The organism is Pseudorhodoferax aquiterrae, assembly GCF_014652235.1.
In the GTDB taxonomy this organism is placed as follows: Bacteria; Pseudomonadota; Gammaproteobacteria; order Burkholderiales; family Burkholderiaceae_C; genus Pseudorhodoferax; species Pseudorhodoferax aquiterrae.
Genome location: NZ_BMYK01000008.1, coordinates 167,100 through 191,691, shown reverse-complemented (window position 1 = coordinate 191,691; position 24,592 = coordinate 167,100). Strand labels below are relative to the sequence as shown.

The following is a 24,592-nucleotide window of genomic DNA, read 5'->3' as shown; positions in this document are numbered from 1 at the left end:
CGCCCGCGAGCGCCCACGCGAGCGCACCTTGACGCAACGCAAGGTCACCGCCGTGAAACGCTCTAAGGTGGCGGTCACCAACGACCCGAGAGCCTTGCGATGCATGCACCCCGTACCATCCTTCTTCATCTGGACGCGACGGCGCGCACGGCGGAGCGTATCCGCTGTGCGCGCGTCCTGGCCGAAGCCCTGGATGCCGACGTCACCTGCCGGCCATGCGCGATGTCCGAGCTCATGCGCTACCCCTTCACGATCGGCGCGGGGACACAGGCCGTGGAAGCCATGCGCCAGGCACAAGAAGCCAGCCGGGACCGCCTTTTCCGCTTGTTCAGCACCGAAGGCGCGGGGTCGCCGCGCCTGCACTGGATCGAAGCGGACAACACGTCACCCTGGGATTTCTCCCGGCACGCGTTCTACGCCGATCTGATGCTGCTGGGGCAGCGCGACCGCAGCGATCCCATGGACCATCTGCTTCCAGCGGATTTCTTGCCGACCGTGCTGTTGCAAAGCGGGCGCCCTGCGCTGGTCCTTCCCTACGCCGGCAGCATCGGCCCGATCGGCAAGCGCGTGCTCGTGGCATGGAATGAAAGCCGGGAGAGCGCCCGGGCCGTCACCGCCGCGCTGCCGTGGCTGCGCACCGCATCCAGCGTGCAAGCCGTGGCCTACGGGGAGGATGCGCAGCAGCCGCTCGAACGGCTGCGCGCGTTTCTGCGTGCCCATGGGGTTGGCGATGTGCACCTGCATGCGGGCAGTCGGGACGACCAGGTCGGCAACCAGCTTCTTTCGCTCGCGGCCGACACCAGCGCGGATCTGCTCGTGATGGGCTGCTACGGCCACAGCCGCACGCGGGAGTGGGTGCTGGGCGGGGCGACGCGGACCGTCCTGGACAGCATGACGCTGCCGGTGCTGATGTCGCACTGAGCGGCGCACAGGAGACCGCGATGCGCATCGACTTTCTGGGCGGCACAGGCACGGTGACCGGCTCCAAGTACCTCCTGACGCACGCCGGACGTCGACTGCTGGTCGACTGCGGCCTGTTCCAAGGTCTCAAGCAACTGCGGCTGCGCAACTGGGCCGCGTTTCCCGTCGCAGCAGCGAGCATCGATGCCGTGCTGCTGACGCACGCGCACCTGGACCACAGCGGCTTCGTGCCCCGGCTTGTCCGCCTGGGCTTCACGGGGACGGTGCATGCCACCCCGGCGACGCGGGAACTGTGCGAGTTGCTGCTACCGGATTCCGGCCGATTGCAGGACGAAGACGCCGAGTACCTGAACCGCCACGAGAAGTCCAAGCACCAGCCCGCTCTGCCCTTGTATTCCGAACGGGAGGCCATCGCGGCGCTCAAGCACTTCAAGGACGTTCCCTCCGGCCGCGAGTGCGCACCATGGGATGGCTGGAGCTGGCGCCTGGGCCGGGCCGGCCACATCCTCGGCGCGGCAAGCGTCCGTGTGCGATGCGGCGGAACGAGCATCCTGTTCTCGGGCGACCTGGGACGCGACGACGACCTGCTCATGCGCGCGCCGGAGCCCGCCGAGCCAGCCGACTACGTGGTCATCGAATCCACCTACGGCGATCGCATGCATCCGGGATCGGACCCCTTGGACGAGCTGGCCGCGGTCATCAACCGAACGGCCGCGCGCGGGGGCGTGGTCGTGGTCCCGGCCTTCGCCGTCGGCCGCGCCCAGACCTTGCTGCACGCCATCCAGTTGCTCAAACAGGCACGGCGCATCCCCGAGATGCCCGTGTACCTGAACAGCCCGATGGCAGCGGACGCGACGCGGCTGTACCAGCGCCACGCCGCGGAACACCGCCTCAGTCCGGAGCAGTGTTCCGCGATGCAGCGCCAGACGGTCATCGTGAGCAGCGTCGAAGAGTCACGCCGGCTCAACGAGTTGCGCTTTCCGTCCATCATCGTCTCCGCCAGCGGCATGGCGACCGGCGGTCGTGTTCTGCACCATCTCAAGGCGTATGCGCCCGACGCCAGGAACACCATTCTTTTCACGGGATTTCAGGCGGCGGGAACGCGCGGCGCGGCCATGATCGCCGGTGCGCAGGCCATCAAGATCCACGGCGCCTACGTTCCGGTGCGGGCAGAGGTCGCCAACCTCGAGTCACTTTCCGCGCACGCCGATCGCGAGCAGTTGCTGACCTGGCTCGGTGCGCAGGGCAAACCGCGCCGCGTTTTCGTCACGCACGGCGATCCGGTCGCGGCCGATGCGCTGCGGCTGGCCATCGAGGAGCGCTATGGCTGGCCGTGCACGGTGCCTGACTACCTGGAATCGCGCGAGCTGTGATGGGCCGCTGCAGGTCCTGACCGCTTCCGCCCCGCCATCGTGGCCACGGCTCCCGTGCGAGGACTGAGCGACGCCGAAGCTGCGGCGCGATTGCGCCGGGACGGGCCCAACGTTCTGCCCTCCTTGTCGCACCGCGGTCTGCTGGAAATCAGCTGGCGCGCCCTGACGCAGCCCATGTTCGTGTTGCTCATGGCTGCCGCGGCGCTCTACGCGCTCTTGGGAAACGCGCGCGATGCGGGGATGCTCCTCGTCTCCGTGCTTGCGGTCGCGGGCCTGTCGGTCTATCAGGAGCAGCGGACCGAGCGGGTCCTGGAGGCCCTCAAGGTGCTGTCGAGCCCGCGCAGTCTGGTCGTGCGCGACGGCAGGGTCTTGCGGGTGGCCAGCCGCGAACTGGTGCGGGGCGACCACCTGCTCGTGCACGAGGGCGATCGTCTCTCGGCGGATGCCTGCATCCTGGAGGCCTCAGGGCTGCAGGTGGACGAGTCGGAGCGCACCGGCGAGTCCACGCCAGTCACCAAGATCCCCGGCGACCCGGGCGAGGCCGGTCAACTCCATGCCGGCAGCCTCGTGGTGCGCGGCGAGGGCGCGGCGCGGGTGACGCAGACCGGGATGGCAACCGCGCTTGGTGCCATCCACCGGACCTTGGCCCGACTGGAGCCGCGCTCCAGCCGCCTGCAACAGGAACTCCAGCGCCTGGTTCGGCGGGTCGCGCTGCTGGCCGCCATCACCTGCGTCGCGGCGTCCGTCGCCTACGCTGCCCGTGACGGATCCTGGGCGCAAGGCCTGCTGGTCGGCTTGACGCTGGCCATGGCGCTCATTCCCGAGGAGTTCGCGGTCGTCTGGAGCGTCATGCTGGCCCTGGGAAGCTGGCGTCTGGCGCAGGCCAAGGTGCTGACCCGGCAGCCGCAAGCCATCGAGGCACTCGGCACGACCAGCGTCCTGTGCGTGGACAAGACGGGAACGCTCACCCGCAACCGCATGGCGCTGGTCGCGCTGGGCGACGGCCATGCGCAGTGGCGCGTGTCGGACAGCGGCATGCCGCCGCAAGGTCTGCACGGCCTGGTGTCGTCGGCGCTGCTTGCCAGCCGCATGGATGGATTCGAGCCCATGGACGAAGCCATCCGTGCCATGGCGCGGGCGGCCGGCGTCGCTCTCGGACCGGGTTGGCAGGCCGGTGAGCACCGCGGTATCCGGACGGGCGAGCCCTACGTCGTGCATTGGTGGCATGCGCCTGGGCAGGCGCGGCAGGTCGTGGCGGTGAAGGGCGCGCCGGAGGCCGTGCTCGCCTTGTGCGCAGCCACGCCGGTGCTGGCAGAGGACCTCCGTGCGCTGGCGAGCCGCTGGGCCGAACAAGGGATGCGCGTGCTGGCCGTCGCGCGTGGCACCGGATCGGGCCCTGGCCACGAGGCCGCACTCCCCGCCGACGTGCAGCTCAGCGCCTTGGGGCTGCTCGGATTCGCGGACCCATTGCGCGACGAGGTTCCGGCTGCCATCGCGCAATGCCGGCGAGCCGGTGTCCGGGTGGTGATGATCACCGGGGATTCGCCGCTGACCGCGGCCGCCATCGCGCGGCAGGCGGGCCTTGCCGAGTGCGGCGAGGTGAAGGCCGTGACGGGACGGGAGCTGGCCCGGATGGACGCGGCGGCGCTGCGGCGCTGTGTCGGAGACGTCAGTGTCTTTGCGCGTGTCGACCCCGACCAGAAGCTCAGGATCGTGCGCGCGCTGCAGGCGCGCGGAGAGGTCGTGGCCATGACCGGCGACGGCGTCAACGATGCGCCGGCGCTCAGGGCTGCGGACATCGGTGTGGCGATGGGGCAGCGCGGGACCGATGTGGCCCGCGAGGCATCGTCGCTGGTGCTGCTGGACGACAACTTCGCCTCCCTGGTCGAGGCAGTCCGTGCAGGCCGGCGCATCTTTGCCAACCTGCGCCGGGCATTGGGCTACCTGTTCGCCGTGCACGTGCCGATCGTGGGTGTGGCGCTGGTTCCCGTGGTGTTCGGCGGCCCGGCATTGCTGCTTCCGCTGCAAGTCGTGTTGCTGGAGTTGCTCATCGACCCTGCCTGCTCGCTGGTATTCGAATCCGAGCCGCCAGCGCGCGACAGCATGGAGGTCCCACCCCGCCCGCGCCGGGAAGCGCTGTTCTCCCTGGCGGCCGTGGGCCAGGCGGTGGGCCTGGGCGCGTTGGTGCTCGTGGGCGCGGGGCTGGTGCAATGGCTCGGCCACCACAGCGGCGCGACCGAAGCCGCTCTGCGCACCGCCAGCCTGGGTTCCATCGTCGTCGGCAACTTGGCACTGCTGGTGTGGTTTCGGCGACAGGGCGCGCACCGGGCGGCAGCCAACACCGCCTTCGACGTGCTGCTGGTGGCCGTCTGTCTGGTCTGGAGTGCACTGACATCCGTCCCAGCCGTGGCGGCGGTGTTCGAGCTGGCCACGGTTCCCTGGCCCTGGTCCGCCTGGATCCTCCTGCCCACCGGCTGGGCCATCTGGCGTCTGTGGCGGCACCGGGGCCGAGCCACCAAGCGGGTGATCCGCTGACGGGCCGGCGCCATCCGTGCGAATTGCTCCGGTCGATCGAGGCGCCCGAGCGCACCGAAACGGTCGAGCACGGCAAGGCTGCGCGCATCCAGTCCGCTGCCGGGCGTCACGGGGCTGGCGAGCGCTTGCGTCGTGAGGGCTGGCGAACCCTGGGCGGGGCTCAGTGGGCCACCAGCAAGGGCATCGGAGCGCGGTCCAGCGCAGTGCGCGAGGCACCGCCCAGGACACGCTCCCTGGTCTGGCTGTGCCCGAAGCACCCCATGACCAGCAGATCGGCACCCAGCCTGGCCGCGCAGTTGAGCAGGGGAATTCCCAGATCCGACCCGGCATCCTCCAGGATGTGGGAGCGCGGCACCGATCCCCGCGCTTCGAGCCGCGCGGCAAGGCCGGCGACCGAGGAATAAGCCCCTTCACCGCATCCGATGATGTGTACGTTCCTTGCTTCACGAAGCAGCGGCATGGCACTGGCCAGCGCGCGGGCTGCCGCCGGCGACTCGGTCCAGGCGATCGCCACCGTGCGGGGCATCTGACGGAGCACGCCACGCGGTGGCAGCACGACGGCCGGCCTCCCGGACCGGACCAGCACATGGTCAACGAACGACGCGGAGACGCCAGCCACATGGTTCAACCGGTCAGGTCGTTGCAGCACGAGGTAGTCTGCGTACAGCGCTTCGCGTTCGAACGCCTGTTCAGGTTCCCCGCACAGGTCGAGCCAGTCCACATCCGAAAGCCGCTCGCAGGTCTGGGCGAAGGCGTCATAGGCCGCCCGGCCTCTGGCGTAGTCTTCTTCGTCGCAGCGGTCGATCCCGCGCAGGGTGAGGCCGACCTCCAGCGCGTGCCACTTCGCACTGGGCGTCGTGCAGTAGCAGGCCAGCAGCCCTGCGTCGAACACTCCCGCCAAGGTCCGGGCGCTGACGAGGCGAAGCACGGCGCTCGACGCATCGTCGATGTGCACGAGGATGCGGCGCAGCCTCTTCTGCGCCTTGCAGGAGCCCAGCGTGGCCGTGGGAGCAGCGCCATCGGTCGGCGCAAGGGCTTCGCGCGCGTTGGCGTCGATGGCGGGGGCGAGTGTGGGCATGGTGCTCTCCTTCGATGCCGTCCGATGGTGGCAGGCTTGTCGGTACCGCATTTGACGCAGCGCAAACCAGTGCGCGCCGTGCAGCCTACAGTTGCTCGGACCATTGGTACAGGAGCAAAGCGATGCGCAGCGTGCTGGTCGTGGTCTATTCAAATACCGGCAGCAGCCGGCTCCTGGCCCAGCGCCTCTGCGCGGAGCGCGGTTGGCCCATGGGGGAAATCAGCGAAGCGTCGGGCCGCGCCGGTTGGCGCGGACTGGTGCGCTGCCTGCTCGATTCCGCGTTGCACCGCCATCCGCAGATCCGTTACGACGGGCCGGCAGTCGACGACTTCGGTGCGGTCGTGCTCGTCTTTCCGATCTGGGCGGGGCGAGCGGCCAGCCCCATGCGGAGCTTCGTGGCGCGCATGGCATCGCGCACGCGTCACTATGCGCTGCTCTCGGTGATGGGGCGCCGCGGTGCGGCGCGCGCCGATGCCGAGATCGAGCACATGTTCGGCCGCGCACCGCTGCTCAGCGCGGCCTTCACGACGGCGGAGGTCCAGGACGGCTCGTGTGCAGGCCGGTTGAGCGGCATCGCCGAAGCCATCGTGGGCCAGGGTGAACCCGGTCCGCAGCGGCCGGCGGAACTCTCGCCGCAGGCTGCCTGAGGCCGTGTGACGCGCGCCGGATCGCGCGGCGCAGTCCCGCCGGCCTGGTGGGCTGATCATGGCCTTGGCTGACGCCGGGCCTCAAGACATGCCCACCACGCGCTGCACCTTTCCGCTGCGGCCTTTGCGCAGGGGCACGCCATGCATGCAGCGGATGCGCACGCCGTGGGCGCCGCTGCCACGAAGATAGTCTTCGAGCGCACGCTTGGCGCGCGCCAGGGTGTGCGCCGCTTCGCTCGTTCCGGGTCCGCCGCGCAGTTCCAGTTCGCACCGGTGCACCTGATGGATCTGGAAATCGAACAGTCCGGCTTGTTCCTCCAGCACCGTGCACAGCGCCAGCGGGAGCACGCTGACGGGCGACCCTTCGGCGTTCCCGAGATGGAGCACGTCGTCCTCACGGCCGCAGACCTCGATGGCGGGCAGTGCGGAGCCGCACGCACACGGCGCCGCGTGCAGCACCGTGCGGTCGCCGAGGTCATAACGGATGATGGGTTGCACGTGGTTGGCCAGATTGGTCAGCAGCGTTCGGTGGCCTGCCGTTCCGGGCGCCACCGCGCGGCCTTCCCGGTCCACCGATTCCAGGATCGCCCAGTCGCTGTTGAGGTGCAAGCGGCCATGGCTGCATTCGCATGCCAGCGCCAGGAACTCCGAAGCACCGTAGCTGTCCAGTACACGGCAGCCGAACGCCGTGGCGATGAACGCGCGCATGGCCGGCGTCAGATTCTCGCCGCCCGTCCAGATTTCTTGCGGTTTGCACTGCAACCGCCCTGCGGTCTTCTCCTCGGCGAGCATGACCGCCGCGCTGGGATAGGTGGCCAGCACCGCTGGAGACCAGGCATCGACCTGCGCGACGATGCGGCGGACCGGCTGCAGAAACGACACACTGCGACAACGCATTGCCGCCAGGGGGTTCAGACGCCGCATGCGTTCCAGCGACACGAAGCTTGCAAAGTGTCCGTTTGTCGCGCCGACGAATGCCAGCCGCTGGAGCAGCAGCATCGGATCGAGCAGCTGGGGCCACGCCAGTTGCGGGGGGCGCCTGAACGCCTCCAGTGCGTCGTACACCGCCATGGCCTTGGCATCCTGGACGAAGAGACCGGGCTGTCCGCTGCTCCCTGAACTCTCCCACACCGTGTAGCGGCCGCGCAGCGGCTCGGCAATGCGCGCGGGGTCGGCCACGAAACGACGCACCGACTCGAGATCCAGGCGGCGGTCGGTGACCCATTCGTCGAAGCGCGCCATGAGGTCGGCCTTGGTCGCCACGGGAAAATCCTGCAGCGCCGGAACATTCCGGGTGCCGCCGCACGCCCGACGGTACAACGGCGAGCGCTCGACGGCCGCTGCCAGCAGCATCGCGAGCCGCATCTCCCGGCGCCTGTCCAGGGACGGGGCGTTCGCGTATCCCGCCGCGATCACGTCAAACGCGACCGCGCAACTCTGGACAGGATCGAACGCAGGCAACATCGGATCGTGCTCAGCGGGATGGTGACCGGGCGCGCCGTGCGAAGCCTCTCAGGCCGACCTGGTCGACCGTCAATGCATTGACCACGTGCCCACGAGTGCACGTTGCCGCGCAGGGTGACTTGACGATCACGCCCACATCGGTTGCGTGGACATCAGGGGCCCACTTGAGCTCGGCCAGGATGTCGTCCTTCAGTTGCACGTCGGTCTTCATGGTGTTTACTTTGCGCTGTGTTGCTGTGCAGGACTGCCGCGGCGCGGCACGTCAACTCCCGCGCCAAAAAGTCTAGGCACAGCCGGCGTTCGGGACTTGCGCCAGAACAAACCAGCGCAGCGCCGACGCCGTTTCCGGCACCGGTGCGCACGCTGTGCGGGGCGTCAAGGTTTCGTGTCGGACGCGGCGCTTCCCTCTGCGCCGATGCTTCGGACCGCGGTGCCAGCGCCGCGCAGATGCGCAGTCTGGCGGAGACTGCGTCGCCAGACTGCGCTGCACCCTGGCGTCGTCTGGCTGGCCTGCGTCTTGGTTTGACGCCCGTCAGAGCGTCGACGTGGTGGCCTGCGTAGCATGGCTCGCACCGCTGCTGGGCTTACTCCACCGCGCGCCGTTGACGTCCACCGCAAGCTGCGGCGCGTGCGGGACGCGACGAGCTTGATGCCGCGCAAGCCGCCTGCGCGCGAGGTCTCTACAGTGGATTTCCAGCGGAGTTCTGAAACCAGTTCATTCAACCCAAGGAGCTAACCATGAGTGCATTGACAAGATTCGACCGTCTGGAAGACCTGATGGCCGACCCGTTCTCGGACCTGTTCCGGCGCGTCATGCGTCGGACGGACCTGCCCGCCCTGCGCGACGGCGCAGACATCAAGATCGACGTGAGCGAGACGGACGAGCGCTACACGGTCAAGGCCGAGGTGCCCGGTGCGAAGAAGGAAGACCTGCGCGTGCAGATCGAGGGCAACTACGTCGCCATCAGCGCCGAGGTCAAGGACGAGAAGGAAACCAAGGACGGCGAGCGTGTGCTGACGCGCGAACGCTACTACGGCAGCATGGCCCGCGGGTTCACGCTGGCCTGCGAGGTGGACGACAAGAACTCCGCCGCGGTGTTCAAGGACGGTGTATTGACGCTGACCTTGCCCAAGCGAGCCCAGGCCAAGGGCTCGGTGCTGCAGATCTCCTGAAGACGCGGGCTCACCACCATGTCCACGTTCACGAAGATCCTGGTTCCGCTGGACGGCAGTGCAACGTCCAAGGCGGCCCTGGCGACGGCACTCGAGCTGGCGCACGGTACAGGCGCCCAACTGCGGCTGCTGCACTGCCTGGACGCGTTGGTGTACCTCAGCGGGTACGAGTACGGCCCTGCGCTGCTGGACCAGGCCAGGAGGGATGCGGACCGTGTGCTCACCGAGGGCCTGGAGATCTGCCGCGCCGCCGGCATCGACGCCAGCTCCCACCTGATCGACCGGGAGGGTCAGCGGCTGGGGCAGTCCGTTGCGGAAGAGGCGAGCCAGTGGAAGGCCGACCTGGTCGTCGTGGGCAGCCACGGCCGGCGCGGCCTGGGCCGCGTCCTGCTGGGAAGCGGCGCGGAACAGATCATCCGCTTCTCCAAGGTGCCCGTTCTGACCGTCCGGGGCCGGGCGCCTGACCAGGACAGCTGAGCCGCACGGGATGTCGGCCATCCGGAGGCCCGCGCAGACCGCAGCTGCCCGGGGGCTGCATGGCCCCGGCCACCACGCCTGCGGTCAATGGGCCATCAGCACGGGGATGGTCATCCCGCGCAGGACCGAGCGGCTGACGCCGCCCAGCACCCATTCGCGTGCCCTGGAGCGGCCGTAGCAACCCATGACCATCAGGTCTGCGGCGAGGTCTGCCGACCGGGACAGCAAGTCCTCTCCCACATCGACGTCTCGTCCCGGGTCCGGGTGGATCGTGATGTTCACGTGGTGGCCTTGCAGGTAGGCCTGCAGCCGTGTGAGCGGATCCGCCGCGCCTTCGCCGTAGCCGAGGGCGTGCACCGCCTGCGCCGTGCGCAGCCAGGGCAGGGACGCTGTGACCGCCTGCGCGGCTTCGCGCGTCTGCTTCCAGGCAATGACGACCGTGCGGCCCACCACGGGAAAGGAGCCCACGCAGGGGACGACCAGGCACGGCCGCCCACTGTGCACGACCAGCCGGGGCACGAAGTCCGCAGGGGTCTGCGCCGCCAGCGCAGAATCGTTCGCGCGCTGGCCAAGCACCACCAAGTCGGCATAGAAGGCGCGCCGCTCGAACTCGGCGATGGCGTCCCCGGGGACGTCTTCCCACCGCATGCGCTCCACGTTCGCGTCGACATCCCTGAGCAGACGACCGGCGTCACGGCGGCACTGCGCGTCGTACTCCTCCAAGCCCAGCGCACCGGCAGGCCCGTCCAGGCCCATCGGATAGCGCAGCACCGAGGGCGTCACGCTGTAGACGGCGCTCACCTGTGCGGAGAACTGCTGCGCAAGGCGGTGCGCTATGCGCGCTCTCTCCGCGCACAGGGCGGAACTGTCCAGATGCAGCAGGATCGACTGGATGACGGTCATGGGATGCCCTCCACCAAAGATGCGACGGTGGCGCCGGCCGCTGTCGCGCAGGCCAGCGCCGACTGTTTCAGCGGGGTGTCTCGGTCTGCAGGCTGCCGGGCATCCATGCGGACGTCCAGGCCGTCGCCAGCTTCTCGCAGTTTCGCATCGCTTGCGTCAGCCATTGCGGATCGGCACCTTCAGCGCTGGGCTTGCCCGGCGTGGCCGGCTGCGCTGACGCCAAGGGCCAGTTGCCGGCCTGGGCGACCTCTCCGCTGGTGCGCGCCTGGTCGAGAACCGAACGCTGGAACTCGGACCAGGCGGCCGACATCGTGGCCTGGGCCGACAGGCCGCGCGCGCACAGGCCCCAGGCCAATGCCGTCGACGCTTGCAACCACTGGCCCTGGTCGGTACTGGTCGACAGGGTTCGGGCTGTGCCCAGCATGTCGCGCATGCAGTCGTGCACCATCTGGAGCTGTGCACGCCGCGATTGCTCCAGGCACAGCAGCAAGCGGTGGTGCGTTTGCACCTCCGCATCCACGGCGGCTGCGGCAGCGTCGCGGGCGACTTCTGGCGGATGGGAGGCGATGTGAGCATTGGAAGGGGCGGGAATACTGCGGGCCATGGCGATCTCTCCTTGACATGGAGGCAACTCTAGAGAGCCCGTCGCAGCGCCGTTTGACGTTGCGCAAGTTTCAGCGCTGCATGGCCTGCACCAGCGCCGTCACGCGCTCCGCCGGCACGGCCTTGGCGAACAGCCAACCTTGGTAGGCGTTGCAGCCGTTGTCACGCAGGAAGTCCAGTTGGGCGCGGGTCTCCACGCCTTCCGCAACCACTTCCAGGCCCAGGGTGGAGGCCAATGCCAGGATCGCCTTCACCAGCACCGTCTCGCTCCCAGGCTCGCCGATCGGACGGATGAACGCCTTGTCGATCTTCAACCGGGTGACGGGCAGCTCGCGCAGGTAGGCCAGCGACGAATGTCCTGTGCCAAAGTCGTCCAGCGCGATGGCCACACCCAGTCCTCGCAGCCGCTTGAGCAGTTGCCCGGTTCGCTTGGGGTCTGCCATGGCCTCCGACTCCGTGATCTCCAGCTCGATCAACGCAGGATCCAGCCCATGGCGTTCCAAGGTCGTCCGGATCTGGTCGGCCAGGGCTTCGTTGCGGAACTGCCTGGCCGACAGGTTGACGCCGACCCGTAGCGGCATGCCCGCATCGCGCCATGCGACGGCTTGTCGGCAGGCCATCTCGATGACCCATTCGCCGATCGGCACGATCAGGTCGGCGCTCTCGGCGATCGGGATGAAGTCTGCCGGGTGTTGCTCGCCCAGCTCCGCGTCGGTCCACCGGAGCAAGGCCTCGACGCCCGTCACTGTCTGCCCAGGCAGACGGATCTGCGGCTGGTAGCACAGCTGCAGCTCTCCAGCGTCCAGCGCGAGCTTGAGCCGGTCGCGCACCCGAGCGCGATGGGCGATCTGCTGTGCCATGCTTGCGGAGTAGACGGCGCATTGCCCGCGGCCCAGCGACTTGGCGCGGTACATGGCCATGTCGGCATACCGCATCAAGGTGTCTGCGTCCTGGGCATCGTCCGGACAGTACGCGATGCCGATGCTGCCACCCAGCGTGATGCCGTGGCCTTCCACCATGCATGGTTGCGCAAGTGCTTCCACGATCTTCTCGGCCACGACCACCGCGTCCGAGGTTCCGATCTCTCGCAGCAGCACGACGAACTCGTCACCGCCCAGCCGGGCAATGACATCCCCGGTGCGCACGGACGCGGCAATGCGCCGGGCGGCCTCCACGAGGACCAGGTCGCCCACGGCATGGCCGTGGCGGTCGTTGGCGGATTTGAAGTCGTCCAGGTCCAGCAGCAGCAAGGCCAGCTTGCCGGGCTGCCGCCCCATCTGCCGGAACGCCTGCGCCAGGTGTTGGTTGAACATCCAGCGGTTGGCGAGGCCCGTCAGCGTGTCACGTGTGGCGTGGAACTGCATCTGGCGTTGCAGTTCCTTGATGCCGGTGATGTCGCGCACGAAGACGACGGTGGCCTGACCGCCGTCGCGGACCACCTGCCCGAGGGCGATGTCGACCGGGACCATGCGGCCACTCTTGTGCTGCAATGACAGATTCTCCACCATGCCCATGGGGCGCTGCTGTGGGTTGGCTGCATAACGCTGGACGTTGGTCCGGTGGCGCTCCCGGGCCTGGGGCGGCAGGAAGATTTCCACCGGCTGCCCCACGAGCTCGGTGCGCGTGTAGCCGCAGATCTTCTCCATTGCTGAATTGGCCAGCAGGATGTGGTTGCTGTCGTCGACAAGCAAGATCCCGTCCGGCGCCGACGCGATGATCGCCTGGGCCAGCACCTCGGGTTGTTCGTGGTACGGGGTCATGTCGCCACGTCGCTCCCAGGCCGGTGCAGCTTGCAGACCGATCGCCAGGGGGAGCTGCGGTGCGTGAGCGTGCCGACGGCAGCGATGGGAACCCGCAGATCGGACAGTGCGGCCGGCCGGCCGCCGACCATGCAGCTGCCATGCGCAAGGGGATTGCCCAGGTCTGGCAGCGCCGACGCTTGCGGTTCAGCTGCTGGTGCGGCGGTGACGGTCATGCGTTCCTTGGTAGAGGATGGGCGTGCGCTGGGCCTTCGCCCCCGGGTCGCTCAAGCCGGGTCGCCGGGCTGGTCTTCGGTGGTGTCATGCTTGCGGCCCGGTCGCTTGAGCGCCTTGCGGGCGGCGTCGGCAGCCGCTCGGGCGGCGTCATTTGCGGTTGCCTCGGCGCGTGCAAGTGCTTCGCGGGCGGCAGCGGCGGCGCGCTCTGCTTCTTGCTCCCCTTTGTGCACGCTGGCTCGTGCAGCTTCTTTCGCGCGGTCCAGCGCCTGCGCGCTGGCCTGCGCGGCCTGCCGCAGCTGCTCGTCCACCCGCTCGATCTCTTCGCGCGCTTCGCTGCGTGCAAGCTTCACCTGCTCGCGCCACTGGCTGGCAGCGGCCCGCGCCGCCGCGTCGGCCTTCGCTGCAAGATGCACGATCGCCAGTGCGGTTCGTTTGCTCAGATCCCCCACCACCTCCTTGCTGCGCTCCGCAGCCGCATGAGCGCGCACTGCTGCCGACTGCGCGGCCTCTGCGGCGCGGCCCATTCCTTCCGTGTTCGCCTCCTTGTTCCGGGAGGCAGAGGCCGGTGGAGTCGCGGGGGTAGTGGAGGCTGCGCACGCGGCCGTTGCGATCAAGGCGGCGTACAGAAAAAGCAATGGTCTGGAAATGGCCATGGTCGGTCTCCGCTGAAAGCGCCTACCTTACGTGGATGCGCGCGCATGCGTTTGACGCCGATCAGGGATTGGCAAGCGCCCCTCGTCCTGCGTGCGCTTTGGCGTCGGCAGGCCCAAGCCCCAGGCCATCGGAGGCTTGCACTGCGCCAAGCGTGGACGCGCCGGGCGTGCGCCGTTCGTCCCGGACGCTCGCCCAAAACAGCCTTGCTGACTAAACTGGACGCACCCGACCGTCCTTCCACAGACGTGAGCACCGCAGTCCATCTTGTTGTCGTCGACGATGAAGTCGACATCACGGCCCTGCTGGCCCGGTACCTGGCAGGCCATGGTTTCCGCGTGTCCCAGGTCCATGACGGGGCTTCGCTCATGGCCTTGATGGCGCAGGACGCGCCCGACGTCGTCCTGCTGGATCTCGGGCTCCCGGGCGAAGACGGGTTCTCCATCGCCCGGCAGTTGCGCGAGCACTGGCGCTGCGGCCTGGTCATCGTCACGGGCCGCTGCGACCCTGTGGACAAGGTGGTGGGCCTGGAGGTCGGTGCGGACGATTACGTGACCAAGCCGTTCGATCTGCGCGAACTGGTCGCGCGGGTCAAGGCCGTGCTGCGGCGGGTGCAGCAGGCGCCAGAGCGGCGCAGCCCCGCTTCGCAGCCGGCAGCGCGCGTCGGCGTTGCCGCGGCCGAGACGCTGGCCTTCGAGGGCTGGCAACTGAACACCGCCAGCCGCACGCTGACGCATCCGCGAGGCCACGAGGTTCCGCTGACGACCGGCGAGTTCGAACTGCTCTGCGTGTTCGCGCGGCGGCCGGGACGGGTCCTGTCCCGCGACGTCTTGCTGGTCCAGACCCGCGGCCGCGAGGCCGGACCATTTGACCGCACCGTGGACGTGCAGGTGGGGCGCCTGCGCAAGAAGATGGAAGCGGATCCCGAGTTCCCGCAGATCATCAAGTCGGTCCGCGGTGTGGGCTACGTCTTCGTTCCGGCCGTCAGCCGCTGCTGATGGCATTGCCTGCAAAGCCATGCCATCCGCACCGCCTCCAGCCCTGGCGCTTGCGGCAGGCATCGACGAACGCACGGTCTTTCGCTCGCTCTTCGCCGCATACCCGGATGCCTTGCTCGTGGTCGAACACACGGGCCGGATCGCCATGGCCAATCCGGCGGCGGCGGCGCTGCTGGGTTATCGCTGCGAGGAGCTCGTTGCGCTGAACGTCGATGCACTGGTGCCGGACGGCATCCGTCCACGCCATGCGGCCTATCGGCAGGGCTACGAGCGGGCGCCGCGCGCACGGCCCATGGGCACGCAGATGGACCTGGTCGCCAAGCACAAGGACGGCAGCGAGGTCATGGTGGAGATCGCGCTGAGCCCATTGCAGGGGGATGGCCTGCCTCTGGTGGTGGCTGCGATCCGCGGCATCGGCGCATACCCACGCGTGCAACAGGCCCTGCAACGTGCCCGCTACAGCGAGCACCTCGCCAACTTCGGGCGCCAGGCGGTGGACGCGCGGGAGGCGGATGTGCTCATGGAGATCGCACCGGCCATCGCCGCACAAGCCCTGCAGGTGCCCTTGGCAATGGTCGTGCTGCTGGACCCCGACCGCCAGGAGTTCCGCGTGGCAGGTGGCGTCGGCCTGCTGCCCGGCGAGGAGGTCGGCGCGCGCCTTGGGGCGCACCCGGACAAGGCGGCGGGATTCCTGCTGCTCCAAGGCGAGGCCATCACAGTGGAGGATTACCGCAGCGAACGCCGCTTTCGTGTTCCCCCGGCTTACCTTGCGGCGGGCTTGGTCAGTGCCCTGGCCGTGCCGCTGTACGACCGCGGCCGCGTCATCGGCACACTGGCCGTGCGCTCGCGGACACCCAAGCGCTTCGGCGACGAGGAGAAGCGCTTTCTTGAATCCTTGTCCAGCCTGCTGTCGACCAGTTTGCAACGCGCGCAATCCGAGGAAGCGCTGAACCACGCGCAGCGTCTGGAGAGCGTGGGTCAGTTGACCGGGGGCATCGCGCACGACTTCAACAACCTTCTGACCGTGATCCAGGGCAATCTCCAGGTGCTGGACGAGCTGCCCGCGTTGCGATCGGATGGGGTGGCTCCGGAGTTGCTGGCCGCCGCCGCGCGCGCGAGCCGCCGTGCCGCGGAACTGACGGGCAAGCTCCTGGCGTTCTCGCGCCGACAGGTGTTGCAGCCGACGGCGGTCGATCTCGGGGCCTTGATGCAGTCGCTCGTGGACATGCTGCGACGTACCTTGGACCAGCGCGTCCGCATCGCGTTGCAGCAATCCGCCGACTGCCCGCAGGTGCTCGCTGACCCTGGCCAGCTCGAATCGGCCTTGCTGAACATCGCGATCAACGCTCGGGACGCCATGCCGGAGGGCGGGACGCTGACCTTCAGCGCCGAACCCTGCCAGACACTGCCGGCCTCCGTTCGCCTCGGGCTCGACGACCCGACCGCCACCGCGGAGAGCTTCGTGCTGATCAGCGTTTCCGACACCGGATGCGGCATGAGCGAACACGTGCGCGAACACGCATTCGAGCCGTTCTTCACCACCAAGGACAAGGGCCGTGGAACTGGCCTGGGGCTGAGCACGGTCTATGGCTTCGTCAAGCAGTCACGTGGTGCCGTCGCCATCGACAGCGTCCCGCAGGTGGGAACGACCCTCGCGCTGTACCTGCCACGGGGAGGGCGCGCGCTTCCCTGTGCTGGCGAGGCCGAAGCGGACGCGACGCGCCTGCCTTCGGCGCTGAAGGTCTTGATGGTGGAGGACGATCCTGAGGTCCGGCAGGTGGTGCGGAGCTTCCTGACAACGATGGGCTGCGTCGTTACCCAGGTGTTCAGCGCTGAGGAAGCCCTGGCAGAGCTGCAAGGAGATGGACGTTTCGACCTGCTGTTGACCGACATCGCGCTCGGTCAGGGAATGCGCGGCACCGACCTGGCACGGCATGCGCGGCAGTTGGCCGATCTGCCCGTGCTCCTGATGTCCGGCTTCTCGGCCGAGCTGGTCCATGCAGAGGGACACGGATCTTCCAGCTGGGAGGTCCTTGCCAAGCCGTTCTCGCGGCAACAGCTGGCGCAGGCCATCGCGCGCGTGCTGGCGGCGCAAGCCCAGCGATCGGCCTGAGGCGGTCAAACGACCCCGTAACGCCGGACGAAGCCCTGCAGCGCCTGGGGGTCGGCGATGCGCAGGTCGCGTCGTCCCTTTTCCACGAAGTCGATGATGTTCTCGCGCGCAAGGCGGGACAGCGTGCGGCTGACGGTTTCCAGTGCCATGCCCAGGTAGTTCCCGATCTCTGCGCGCGTCATCTTGAGCGTGATCGCATCGGTGCGCAGGCCCCGCTTGGCCATGGACTCTACCCATTGCAGCAGAAAATCCGCGACGCGGGCTTCGGCAGGCAAGGTGCAGACCGACATCAATGAGTCGCGGTCGTGCGCGATCTCATGGCTCATGGCCGCATGGAGCAGCTTGAGCAGTGCGGGCGCTTTGGCGCAGCCGGCCAGCAAAGCGTCGTAGCCGATGGTCCAGACCTCTCCGGTGTCCATGGCGATGGCATCGCAGCGATGGCAAGCGTCCGCGATGCCGTCGAAACCCATCCAGTCGCCTTTGAACTTGAAGCCGACGACCTGTTCGCGGCCGTCGGCGCTCAGGCTCACGATCTTGGCGCACCCTGTGCTCAGGATGTGCAGATTCTCGAAGGCTTGCCCGGCCTGGTAGATGGTGTCGCCCGCGTGCACCAGGCGACGCTGCAATGCCGCGGAGGATTGCACCAGGTCGAGGGTCTGCACGATCCGTTGACTGAACGCGATGCGCGCATCTGGCGCCCCCGGATGTCGGAGCGGATCGACATCGCTCAACCAGTGGGTGCGGTCGCGAACCTCTTCGATGGCGTTGAACATGGGGTGCTCCTGGCAGTCGACTAAGGATGGCTCGAGCACCAATGCTAGGCATCGCACTGCACGGCCGTGCCAACGCTTGGAACTGCTCCGTAACACTGCGTGAACCGCGTGTATCAGGCGTTCGGCCGGCGGCCCATGCTGCAGTGTTTGACGGAGAACAACGGACCGCCCGCCCGATGCCTCTAGTCTTGGGCATCCGGCACCAGCCATGACCGCCACATGCTCAACGCCTCCAAACCGCTTGCTGCGCACCTCCCGCGCCTGGATCCTGCGTGGCCGGCTCTCGACACAGTGCTCGAATGTGCCCGGCGCTTGGGGCATGCGCCGATGTCAGGTTCCCGGCCGGCGCCGTTCAAACATCGCAATCTCGTGCTGCTCTGTGCCAGCAGGCATGTTGCTGGACTGGAAGACTTCCGAAACGCTGCCTCTGGCCTGGGAGCCAACGTGGCAGTGCTGGTGTCCGATCTGCACCTGAACAGCGCGCCGCAGACGGTCGAGGACACCGCCAGGCTGCTCAGCCGCCTGTACGATGCGGTCGTGTGCGATGGCCTGCCCGACGCAGTGGTCGACCGTTTGGCGCGATCCGCCACCGTTGCCGTTCGAGCCGGCTACATCGGCGCGGCCGCCCATGCAGATGCGCTGGCTCAGCATCTGGCGGGAGCCGACCCACTGCAACACAAGCGGCACCGCATCCTGCAAGCGCTGGTGATGCAGAGCATGTCGTAGGCGGCCTCCATAGGGAACACGGCTGGCCTGGCCGGGGGGCGATGGCACTGCGACGGGGTGATCGCAGGCGAGCGCCCAAGGACACGGACCTGTCGGTCTACAGCCAGAAGGACTGGACGCCATCGCTGACCTGCTGAACAAGCGGCCGCGGGCCACACTCGACTGGCGCAGCCCATCCGGGCCATGCGCGAACTTGTGCAAGGCATGGCCGAGCAGCGCGACGCGACGATCCATGAATGGATCAGCAAAGGCTTGGTGTTGCATCTCGGATGTGAGACCGCCCGGCTTTTTCATTTCCGCGTGCCGCGTCCGCTTCGGACGTCTTCTTGCGCCGTGCTCCGCAGGGACCAGGCCACCCTGGCCTGCGCCAGCACCAGCGCCATGTAGCCCACCAGCTCGAGCAGCTCTTCCAGCACCTGGGCCTGGTCTCCGAGCGCATTGGCGTCCCAGCCCAGGTGGCCTTCGGCCAGCGACGATCCCATGGCCGCCAGCAGGACCACGAGCGCCTCGGCCCAGGGGAACGCGCCATGGCGGAGCATCTGCCCGATCACGCGGTCGAGCCGGGCGGCGGCCAGCAAGCCGGCGCATGTGCCGAGCGCGGCCCCGGCCAGCCCATAGACGTAAGGCTTGAACCAGAGCGTGTTCGACGAGAACTGCGGTCCCTCGGCCGTGAAGGCCAGCGGCTCGGCGAACACGGCGCCCCAGCTGAGTTCGCGGGCGGCGACCAGCAGCCAGACCGGCGCGATGCCCAGCCAGAGCAGGCGGTCCCGGCGACCGGGGGACCGGCGCAGCAACATGGCAGCGCAAGAGAATCCCAGGAGCAGGATGAGCACTTGAAGGTTCTCGATCCAGCTGTTCTCCCAACCCCAATGCGCAGGGAGCAGCAAGCCGACCGGAATGCTGGCCGCGCCGGCCAGCAGCAGCACGGCGCGCATCCGGTCCAGGCCTGGCGCAGGGTCGCCCCGTACGCCTCGGGACGGCAGGGCAGCCGGAAGGTCCTTGGACATCCCCGCGAGTCTACCGGTCCACCCTAAGCCACGCACGTGGCAAAAGCATGACGGCGATGTAGGAGGGCGCGTCGCCGCTGCTGCGCTTGCTGGAGCTTTGTGGATGGCGTGCGGCGAATGGACCCACTTTCTGGGGTATGATGCGCGCTTCCCGGAGCTATCGTCTATCGGTTAGGACATCAGATTTTCATTCTGAGAAGCGGGGTTCGATTCCCCGTAGCTCCTCCAGGATTCTTCAGCCCCTGCACCCATTGCAGGGCGCGTCTCTCGCACCGCGGTGCTCCCCCTTTCCGATCGCAGCCTCACGGGTCCCGTGGGCGTAGCCGCATGCTGTCGCGGTCCATGCGGACCTCGAAGTGCTGCAGGAAGTTCTGGCCCAGCAGGGCCTGGGCGTCGTCGTCACCCAGCGCCAGGCCCACACCCACGCGCAGGTCGCGCACGCTGGCGCCGCCTTGCAACTCGATGCGGCCGGCCCGCACCATGCGGCCCTCGCGCACGCCGTTGGCGGTGTGGAAGCTGGCGGGCTCGCCGCCTTGCAGGCCGGCGCGGCGGGCCAGGGCTTCGCTGACGCCGACCACGCTGGCGCCGGTGTCGACGAGGAACAGCACGGGCTCGCCGTTGATGGTGCCGGGGATGCGGAAATGCCCGTCGGCATGGCGCGGGATCAGCAGTTCGCCCGTGGCCGTCACGCGCGCCGCGCGCGGCTGCTGCCAGCGGTCCATGGCCCAGTACAGCAGCGCCATCACGGCGAGCCAGAAGGCCACCATGGCGAGCGCGCCGCGCAGCACCATGCCGCGCTGCGTGTTCACCAGTCCTCCTTGACGGCCATGACCGCGTCACGACCGGCCGCCGCGCGGCCGGCGAGCCAGGCCGTCAGCGTGCCCGCGGCGACGACGGCCCCGCACAGCGCCAGCAGCCGGCCCCAGGGCGCGTGCAGGTCCATGGTCCAGTGGAAGCTCTGCGGATTGACCACGTGCACCAGCACCACCGCCACGGCCAGGCCCAGGGCCAGGCCGGCGACGGCACCGACCAGGGTCCAGGCCGCGCCTTCGCCGGCCACCACGGCGAGGATCTGCCGGCGCGTGAGGCCTAGGTGCGCGAGCAGGCCGAACTCCTTGCGCCGCGCCAGCACCTGGGCGCTGAAGCTGGCGGCCACGCCGAACAGGCCGATGCCGATGGCCACGGCCTGCAGCCAGTAGGTCACGGCGAAGCTGCGGTCGAAGATGCGCAGCGAGCTGGCGCGCAGCGCGCCGACCGAGGTGAACTCCAGCAGCGCGCCGGCGCCGCTCGCCTGTGCCTCGACCAGGGCGCGCAGGCGCTGCTGCAGTGCCGCCGCATCGGTGCCGGGGGCCAGCCACAGCGCGATGTCGTTGATGCGCCGGTCGCCCGAGAGCTGCTGGTAGGCCTGCTGCGGCAACACCACCGCGCCGAACTGGCGCACGTAGTCGCGCCAGACGCCGGCCACGAACAGTGGCGGCGTGTCGGCCTGAGGAAAGGCCGCAGCGGCCAGCGCGTCCAGCCGGCTGCCCGGCACGGCGCCGTACAGGTCGACCATGGGCTCGCTGACGTAGACGCCCAGCATGCCGGGCGGCACCGGCAGCGCCGCGCCCACCAGCGGCAGGCTGCTGGCCGGGTCGGCGAGGCTGCGGGCCAGCAACTGCACGGCGGGCCGCTCCGGGCTCAGCTGCACGGCGCGCTGGCGCGTGGTGGCCACGCGGGCCACGCCTTCGCTGGCGGCCACCGCTTCCACGGTCTCGGGGCTGAAGAACAGCGCATCGCCGGGCGCCGCAGCCGGCCGCAGGTACAGGTCGGCCGGCAGCACCTGGTCCAGCCAGCCGATCATGGACTCGCGAAAGCTCGCCACCATCACCGTCAAGGCCACGGCCAGGCTCAGCGCCGCGACCACGCCGCTGACGGCCACGGCCGCGCTCTCGCGCACGCGCCGCGCGCGCTCCACGGCCAGCAGTGGCAGCAGCCGGTGCGCCACGCGCGCTTGCAGCCGGTCGTACAAGGCCTGGATCAGCAGCGGCAGCGCCGTGATGCCGCCGACCAGCAGCAGGCCCACCGAGACATAGGCGCCGAGCGCGATGCCGCCCACGGGCGGGGCCAGCGCGAGCAGGCCGCCCAGCGCGAGCAGCAGCAGGCTCCACAGCTGGCGGCGAAGGCCGGCGGGGGCCAGGCCCAGGCCCTTGAGCGCCTGGGCCGGCGGCAGGTCTTGCGCGGCGCGGGCCGGCCACCAGCCGCCGGCCAGCGTGGCGGCGATGCCCAGCAGCCCGTAGACGGTGGCCGCCACCGGGCTCCACTGCAGCGGCGGCGCCGCCTGGTTGAAGTAGCCACCGCCGAGGTCGCCCCCGAGCAGCCGCAGGGCCGCCGCTGCCAGCGCCGTGCCCAGCGCCAGCCCGGCCAGGCTGCCGGCCAGTCCGAGCACGGCCGATTCGGCCAGCACCAGGTACTGCCGCTCACGGCCCGTGAGGCCCAGCACGCCGAGTAGCGCGAACTGCCGCGTGCGCCGTGCGACCGACAGCGACAGCACCGAGAACACCAGGAAGGCGCCCGTGAAGAGCGCGACCAGCGCCAGCACCGTGAGGTTGACGCGGTAGGCGCGCGAGAGGTTGCTGACGCGCTGCGCGTCCTGCCCGGGTGTCTGGGCGCGCACCGCGGAGGGCAGCGCCAGCTCGGCCAGCACCTGCGCGCGCACGGCGCCGGGCACCAGCTGCACGTCGATGCGCGAGATCTCGCCCAGGCGCTCGAACAGGTCCTGCGCCGCGCCGATGTCCATCACCGCCAGCGCCGGGCCGCCGGCCGCGACGGTGCCGGCCACCCGCACCGGATGCAGTGCCAGGCCCAGCTGCAGCTGCAGACCGTCCATGCCCAGGGCCTGCTGCGCGGCCGGGTTCAGGAACACGGTGGCCGGCGCGAACCAGGCCTCGCGCGCACCGGCCAGGCCGGGCGTGGGCGCGGGCAGCAGCTGCGGCGCGAAGGCCGCCACGCGCAGTGCGTCCAGGCCCAGCACGCGCAGCGGCACGCGCTGGCTGCTGCGGTCCGAGCCGGCCAGGGTCTGCAGCTCGAGCACCGGGCTCGCATGGCGCACCTGCGGATGGGCGGCCACGCGCGCGTAGAGGTTCTCGTCGAAGCCGCCCTGCGTGGCGCGCAGTTCCAGGTCGGGCTGGCCGTTGACGCTGCGCACGGCGCTGGCGAACTCGTCCAGCGCCGAGGCGTTGATCAGGTGCACCGAGAAGGCCAGCGCCACGCCCAGCATCACGGCGACGACGGCGGCGGCGTTGCGCCAGGGGTGCTGGCGCAGTTCGCGCCACGAGAAGCTGGCCAGCAGCGCACGCAGCACGCCGGCGGGGGCTTCAGCGCGGCGCATCGGCGATGCCCTGCGCCGTCAGGTGCAGCACGCGGTCGGCGCGCGCAGCGGCCGCCTCGGAGTGGGTCACGAGCACGAGCGCGGCGCCGTGCGCGCGGACCTGGGCGATCAGCAGGTCCATCACGCGCGCCGCGGTGCCGGGGTCGAGGTTGCCGGTCGGCTCGTCGGCCAGCAGCAGGCCCGGACGGTGCACCAGCGCGCGCGCGATCGCCACGCGCTGCAGCTGGCCGCCGCTGAGCTGCTGCGGCAGCCGTGCGGCCAGGCCCTGCAGGCCGACCGCCTCCAGCATGGCATGGACCGCAGCGTCCGTGTCGTGCCGGCCCAGCAGCATCAGCGGCAGCGCCACGTTCTGCGCCACGTCCAGATGCGGCAGCACGTGGAAGGCCTGGAACACGAAGCCCAGCGCCTGCCGGCGCAGCCGCGCACGCGCGTCGTCGTCCAGGGCCGACAGGTCTCGGCCTGCCAGCAGCACGCGGCCGGCGTCCCAATGGTCCAGTCCGGCCATGCAGTTGAGCAAGGTGGACTTGCCCACGCCCGATTCGCCGACGATGGCGACGAACTCGCCCGGTGCCACGCGCAGCGTGACATCGGCGAACACGCTGGTCTCGCCATAGCGCTTGGCCAGACCATCCACGGCCAGGGCCGGCGGCACCGGCGTCCCTTCGCGCTGCGCGCTGCGGTGCTGCGCACCTTGGGGCGGCCCGGCGGTGCTCATGCGATGCGCTCCAGCACCTGGGCCAGGGCGTCGGGCGCGTCGCAGGGCACGGCCTCGCGCGCCGGCATGGAGCGCAGCCAGGTGATCTGGCGCTTGGCCAGCTGGCGCGTGGCGGCGATGCCCTGTTCGCGCAGTGCGGCCAGCGCGGCCGCCGGCAAGGGGGCGTCGCGGTCGGGCAGCGCATCCAGCGCCTGCCAGGCCTGGCGGTAGCCCACGCAGCGCATGGACGGCAGGTCGGCGTGCAGGTCGCCGCGCGCGCGCAGGGCGCGCACCTCGTCGACCAGGCCGCCGGCCAGCATGGCGTCGAAGCGCTCTGCGATGCGCGCGTGCAGCCAGCCGCGCTCCGTGGGCTCGAGCGTGACGAGGCGGTGGCGCGGCGCGGCCTTCAGTGCGCGCGCGCCGTGGAAGGAGGACAGCGGCCGGCCGGTCAGGCGCCAGACCTCCAGCGCACGCTGGATGCGCTGGGCATCGTGGGGCGCCAGCCGGGCCGCGGTGACCGGGTCGTGCCGCGCCAGCTCGGCATGCATGGCGGGCCAGCCGCGCGCGGCGGCCTCGGCCTCGAGCGCGGCGCGCAGCGCGGGGTCGGCCGTCGGCATCGCGTCCAGCCCGTCGATGAGGGCCTTGAAGTACAGCATGGTGCCGCCGACCAGCAGGGGCAGGGCGCCGCGCGCGCGGATCTCGCCGACCAGGCGTGTGGCGTCGGCCACGAAGCGCGCTGCGCTGTAGGCCTCGGACGGGTCGAGGATGTCGATCAGGTGGTGTGGCGCGGCCGCGCGCTCGGCGGGCGTGGGCTTGGCCGTGCCGATGTCCATGCCGCGGTAGACCAGGGCCGAGTCCACGCTGACGATTTCCACCGGCCGGCGTGCCGCGATGGCCAGCGCGGCCGCGGTCTTGCCGGAGGCCGTGGGGCCGGCCAGGCCGATCCAGTCGATGTCCACGGGGCTGGCGGCCTCAGCGCCGCGCCGCGGTGGCGGGCGGCAGGCAGGGCAGGTGGGTCAGGGCAGGGCGCATGGTGTCCAGGGCGGGGCGGGCGGCACGCCGTGGCATGCCAGGCCCGCGATTGTGGCAAAGCCACGCCGCACCCTGCCC

The 24,592-nt window shown here is 69.8% G+C and carries 23 protein-coding genes and 1 tRNA gene; 10 read left to right on the top strand and 14 right to left on the bottom strand.

From position 1 onward, the window contains the following. Nucleotides 1-99: 99 nt before the first annotated feature. From IE209_RS15515 to IE209_RS15505, 3 genes are read left to right on the top strand one after another with little or no spacing between them, the layout of a single operon-like run. Nucleotides 100-921 carry a universal stress protein gene (locus IE209_RS15515; protein ID WP_189687855.1) on the top strand — a complete coding sequence of 274 codons (822 nt, stop codon included), beginning with the start codon at nt 100-102 and terminating at the stop codon, nt 919-921. A gap of 20 nt (nt 922-941) precedes the next feature. Continuing rightward, entirely contained in the window at nt 942-2,294 is a 1,353-nt protein-coding gene (locus tag IE209_RS15510; RefSeq protein WP_189687854.1) for an MBL fold metallo-hydrolase RNA specificity domain-containing protein, read from the top strand. Between the two features lie 39 nt (nt 2,295-2,333). Next, the gene (locus tag IE209_RS15505; RefSeq protein WP_189687853.1) at nt 2,334-4,829 is read left to right on the top strand and encodes a cation-translocating P-type ATPase; all 2,496 of its coding nucleotides are present in this window, start codon (nt 2,334-2,336) and stop codon (nt 4,827-4,829) included. A 160-nt stretch (nt 4,830-4,989) separates the two neighbouring features. Here IE209_RS15505 and IE209_RS15500 read toward each other — a convergent pair whose 3' ends face one another. After that, nucleotides 4,990-5,907 (bottom strand): universal stress protein, encoded by a 918-nt coding sequence (locus IE209_RS15500; RefSeq protein WP_189687852.1) that lies wholly within the window; start codon nt 5,905-5,907, stop codon nt 4,990-4,992. Between the two features lie 122 nt (nt 5,908-6,029). Between IE209_RS15500 and IE209_RS15495 the strand changes: the two genes are divergently transcribed. Further along, nucleotides 6,030-6,554 (top strand): flavodoxin, encoded by a 525-nt coding sequence (locus tag IE209_RS15495; RefSeq protein WP_189687851.1) that lies wholly within the window; start codon nt 6,030-6,032, stop codon nt 6,552-6,554. A gap of 81 nt (nt 6,555-6,635) precedes the next feature. Here IE209_RS15495 and IE209_RS15490 read toward each other — a convergent pair whose 3' ends face one another. Next, nucleotides 6,636-8,018: a phenylacetate--CoA ligase family protein gene (locus IE209_RS15490; RefSeq protein ID WP_189687850.1), complete on the bottom strand. Its 1,383-nt coding sequence runs from the start codon at nt 8,016-8,018 to the stop codon at nt 6,636-6,638. A 10-nt stretch (nt 8,019-8,028) separates the two neighbouring features. After that, entirely contained in the window at nt 8,029-8,229 is a 201-nt protein-coding gene (locus tag IE209_RS33860) for a hypothetical protein (protein WP_229882872.1), read from the bottom strand. Nucleotides 8,230-8,756: 527 nt separating this feature from the next. Between IE209_RS33860 and IE209_RS15480 the strand changes: the two genes are divergently transcribed. Further along, nucleotides 8,757-9,191, top strand: coding sequence for an Hsp20/alpha crystallin family protein (locus IE209_RS15480; protein ID WP_189687849.1), 435 nt, complete (start codon nt 8,757-8,759; stop codon nt 9,189-9,191). Between the two features lie 18 nt (nt 9,192-9,209). Next, entirely contained in the window at nt 9,210-9,668 is a 459-nt protein-coding gene (locus tag IE209_RS15475) for a universal stress protein (RefSeq protein ID WP_189687848.1), read from the top strand. An 84-nt stretch (nt 9,669-9,752) separates the two neighbouring features. On the opposite strand, the gene IE209_RS15470 is transcribed toward IE209_RS15475, so the two are convergent. The 5 genes from IE209_RS15470 to IE209_RS15450 all read right to left on the bottom strand — a co-directional run bounded on the left by IE209_RS15470 (nt 9,753) and on the right by IE209_RS15450 (nt 13,803). Then, nucleotides 9,753-10,571, bottom strand: coding sequence for a universal stress protein (locus tag IE209_RS15470; protein WP_189687847.1), 819 nt, complete (start codon nt 10,569-10,571; stop codon nt 9,753-9,755). Between the two features lie 67 nt (nt 10,572-10,638). After that, nucleotides 10,639-11,079: a hypothetical protein gene (locus IE209_RS15465; protein ID WP_189687846.1), complete on the bottom strand. Its 441-nt coding sequence runs from the start codon at nt 11,077-11,079 to the stop codon at nt 10,639-10,641. Between the two features lie 166 nt (nt 11,080-11,245). Next, nucleotides 11,246-12,907 carry a putative bifunctional diguanylate cyclase/phosphodiesterase gene (locus tag IE209_RS15460; protein WP_189687845.1) on the bottom strand — a complete coding sequence of 554 codons (1,662 nt, stop codon included), beginning with the start codon at nt 12,905-12,907 and terminating at the stop codon, nt 11,246-11,248. A gap of 23 nt (nt 12,908-12,930) precedes the next feature. Beyond that, nucleotides 12,931-13,149, bottom strand: coding sequence for a hypothetical protein (locus IE209_RS15455; RefSeq protein ID WP_189687844.1), 219 nt, complete (start codon nt 13,147-13,149; stop codon nt 12,931-12,933). 51 nt (nt 13,150-13,200) lie between these two features. Further along, complete coding sequence (locus tag IE209_RS15450; RefSeq protein ID WP_189687843.1) at nt 13,201-13,803, bottom strand: hypothetical protein; 603 nt, start codon at nt 13,801-13,803, stop codon at nt 13,201-13,203. Between the two features lie 246 nt (nt 13,804-14,049). Here IE209_RS15450 and IE209_RS15445 point away from each other — a divergent pair, with 246 nt between their 5' ends. Both IE209_RS15445 and IE209_RS15440 read left to right on the top strand, forming a co-directional pair. Next, on the top strand, nt 14,050-14,799 hold the full coding sequence (locus tag IE209_RS15445; protein WP_189687842.1) for a response regulator: 750 nt from the start codon (nt 14,050-14,052) through the stop codon (nt 14,797-14,799). Nucleotides 14,800-14,818: 19 nt separating this feature from the next. After that, a complete protein-coding gene (locus tag IE209_RS15440) occupies nt 14,819-16,912 on the top strand; it encodes a PAS domain S-box protein (RefSeq protein ID WP_189687841.1) in 2,094 nt (697 codons plus the stop codon). A gap of 5 nt (nt 16,913-16,917) precedes the next feature. Here the strand turns inward: IE209_RS15440 and IE209_RS15435 are convergent, their stop codons facing one another. Continuing rightward, complete coding sequence (locus tag IE209_RS15435; RefSeq protein ID WP_189687840.1) at nt 16,918-17,685, bottom strand: Crp/Fnr family transcriptional regulator; 768 nt, start codon at nt 17,683-17,685, stop codon at nt 16,918-16,920. Between the two features lie 219 nt (nt 17,686-17,904). Here IE209_RS15435 and IE209_RS15430 point away from each other — a divergent pair, with 219 nt between their 5' ends. Continuing rightward, nucleotides 17,905-18,411, top strand: a complete 507-nt coding sequence (locus tag IE209_RS15430) for a hypothetical protein (RefSeq protein WP_189687839.1) — start codon at nt 17,905-17,907, stop codon at nt 18,409-18,411. A 290-nt stretch (nt 18,412-18,701) separates the two neighbouring features. Here IE209_RS15430 and IE209_RS15425 read toward each other — a convergent pair whose 3' ends face one another. Continuing rightward, nucleotides 18,702-19,337, bottom strand: coding sequence for a hypothetical protein (locus IE209_RS15425; RefSeq protein ID WP_189687838.1), 636 nt, complete (start codon nt 19,335-19,337; stop codon nt 18,702-18,704). A gap of 234 nt (nt 19,338-19,571) precedes the next feature. On the opposite strand from IE209_RS15425, the gene IE209_RS15420 reads away from it, so the two are divergent. Next, nucleotides 19,572-19,646: transfer RNA gene (locus IE209_RS15420), tRNA-Glu, on the top strand. Between the two features lie 74 nt (nt 19,647-19,720). Here IE209_RS15420 and IE209_RS15415 read toward each other — a convergent pair. The 4 genes from IE209_RS15415 to miaA are packed head-to-tail and all read right to left on the bottom strand — an operon-like array spanning nt 19,721 to nt 24,441. Then, a complete protein-coding gene (locus IE209_RS15415) occupies nt 19,721-20,227 on the bottom strand; it encodes a retropepsin-like aspartic protease family protein (RefSeq protein WP_229882871.1) in 507 nt (168 codons plus the stop codon). Further along, a complete protein-coding gene (locus IE209_RS15410) occupies nt 20,224-22,788 on the bottom strand; it encodes an FtsX-like permease family protein (RefSeq protein ID WP_189687837.1) in 2,565 nt (854 codons plus the stop codon). The genes IE209_RS15415 and IE209_RS15410 overlap by 4 nt, the downstream gene beginning before the upstream one ends. Continuing rightward, nucleotides 22,775-23,503, bottom strand: coding sequence for an ABC transporter ATP-binding protein (locus IE209_RS15405; protein ID WP_189687836.1), 729 nt, complete (start codon nt 23,501-23,503; stop codon nt 22,775-22,777). Before IE209_RS15405 ends, IE209_RS15410 begins: the two co-directional genes overlap by 14 nt. After that, on the bottom strand, nt 23,500-24,441 hold the full coding sequence (gene miaA, locus IE209_RS15400; protein ID WP_189687835.1) for a tRNA (adenosine(37)-N6)-dimethylallyltransferase MiaA: 942 nt from the start codon (nt 24,439-24,441) through the stop codon (nt 23,500-23,502). Before miaA ends, IE209_RS15405 begins: the two co-directional genes overlap by 4 nt. Nucleotides 24,442-24,592: the final 151 nt, after the last annotated feature.

Excerpts from the sequence above, each read along its gene's own strand:
- IE209_RS15480 (WP_189687849.1), top strand. The coding sequence starts at position 8,757 with ATGAGTGCATTGACAAGATTCGACCGTCTGGAAGACCTGATGGCCGAC.
- IE209_RS15435 (WP_189687840.1), bottom strand. The coding sequence starts at position 17,685 with ATGTTCAACGCCATCGAAGAGGTTCGCGACCGCACCCACTGGTTGAGC.
- IE209_RS15495 (WP_189687851.1), top strand. The coding sequence starts at position 6,030 with ATGCGCAGCGTGCTGGTCGTGGTCTATTCAAATACCGGCAGCAGCCGG.
- IE209_RS15410 (WP_189687837.1), bottom strand. The coding sequence starts at position 22,788 with ATGCGCCGCGCTGAAGCCCCCGCCGGCGTGCTGCGTGCGCTGCTGGCC.
- IE209_RS15440 (WP_189687841.1), top strand. The coding sequence starts at position 14,819 with ATGCCATCCGCACCGCCTCCAGCCCTGGCGCTTGCGGCAGGCATCGAC.
- IE209_RS15470 (WP_189687847.1), bottom strand. The coding sequence starts at position 10,571 with ATGACCGTCATCCAGTCGATCCTGCTGCATCTGGACAGTTCCGCCCTG.
- IE209_RS15405 (WP_189687836.1), bottom strand. The coding sequence starts at position 23,503 with ATGAGCACCGCCGGGCCGCCCCAAGGTGCGCAGCACCGCAGCGCGCAG.
- IE209_RS15500 (WP_189687852.1), bottom strand. The coding sequence starts at position 5,907 with ATGCCCACACTCGCCCCCGCCATCGACGCCAACGCGCGCGAAGCCCTT.
- IE209_RS15450 (WP_189687843.1), bottom strand. The coding sequence starts at position 13,803 with ATGGCCATTTCCAGACCATTGCTTTTTCTGTACGCCGCCTTGATCGCA.
- IE209_RS33860 (WP_229882872.1), bottom strand. The coding sequence starts at position 8,229 with ATGAAGACCGACGTGCAACTGAAGGACGACATCCTGGCCGAGCTCAAG.
- IE209_RS15455 (WP_189687844.1), bottom strand. The coding sequence starts at position 13,149 with ATGACCGTCACCGCCGCACCAGCAGCTGAACCGCAAGCGTCGGCGCTG.
- IE209_RS15475 (WP_189687848.1), top strand. The coding sequence starts at position 9,210 with ATGTCCACGTTCACGAAGATCCTGGTTCCGCTGGACGGCAGTGCAACG.
- IE209_RS15430 (WP_189687839.1), top strand. The coding sequence starts at position 17,905 with ATGCTCAACGCCTCCAAACCGCTTGCTGCGCACCTCCCGCGCCTGGAT.
- IE209_RS15515 (WP_189687855.1), top strand. The coding sequence starts at position 100 with ATGCATGCACCCCGTACCATCCTTCTTCATCTGGACGCGACGGCGCGC.
- IE209_RS15490 (WP_189687850.1), bottom strand. The coding sequence starts at position 8,018 with ATGTTGCCTGCGTTCGATCCTGTCCAGAGTTGCGCGGTCGCGTTTGAC.
- IE209_RS15510 (WP_189687854.1), top strand. The coding sequence starts at position 942 with ATGCGCATCGACTTTCTGGGCGGCACAGGCACGGTGACCGGCTCCAAG.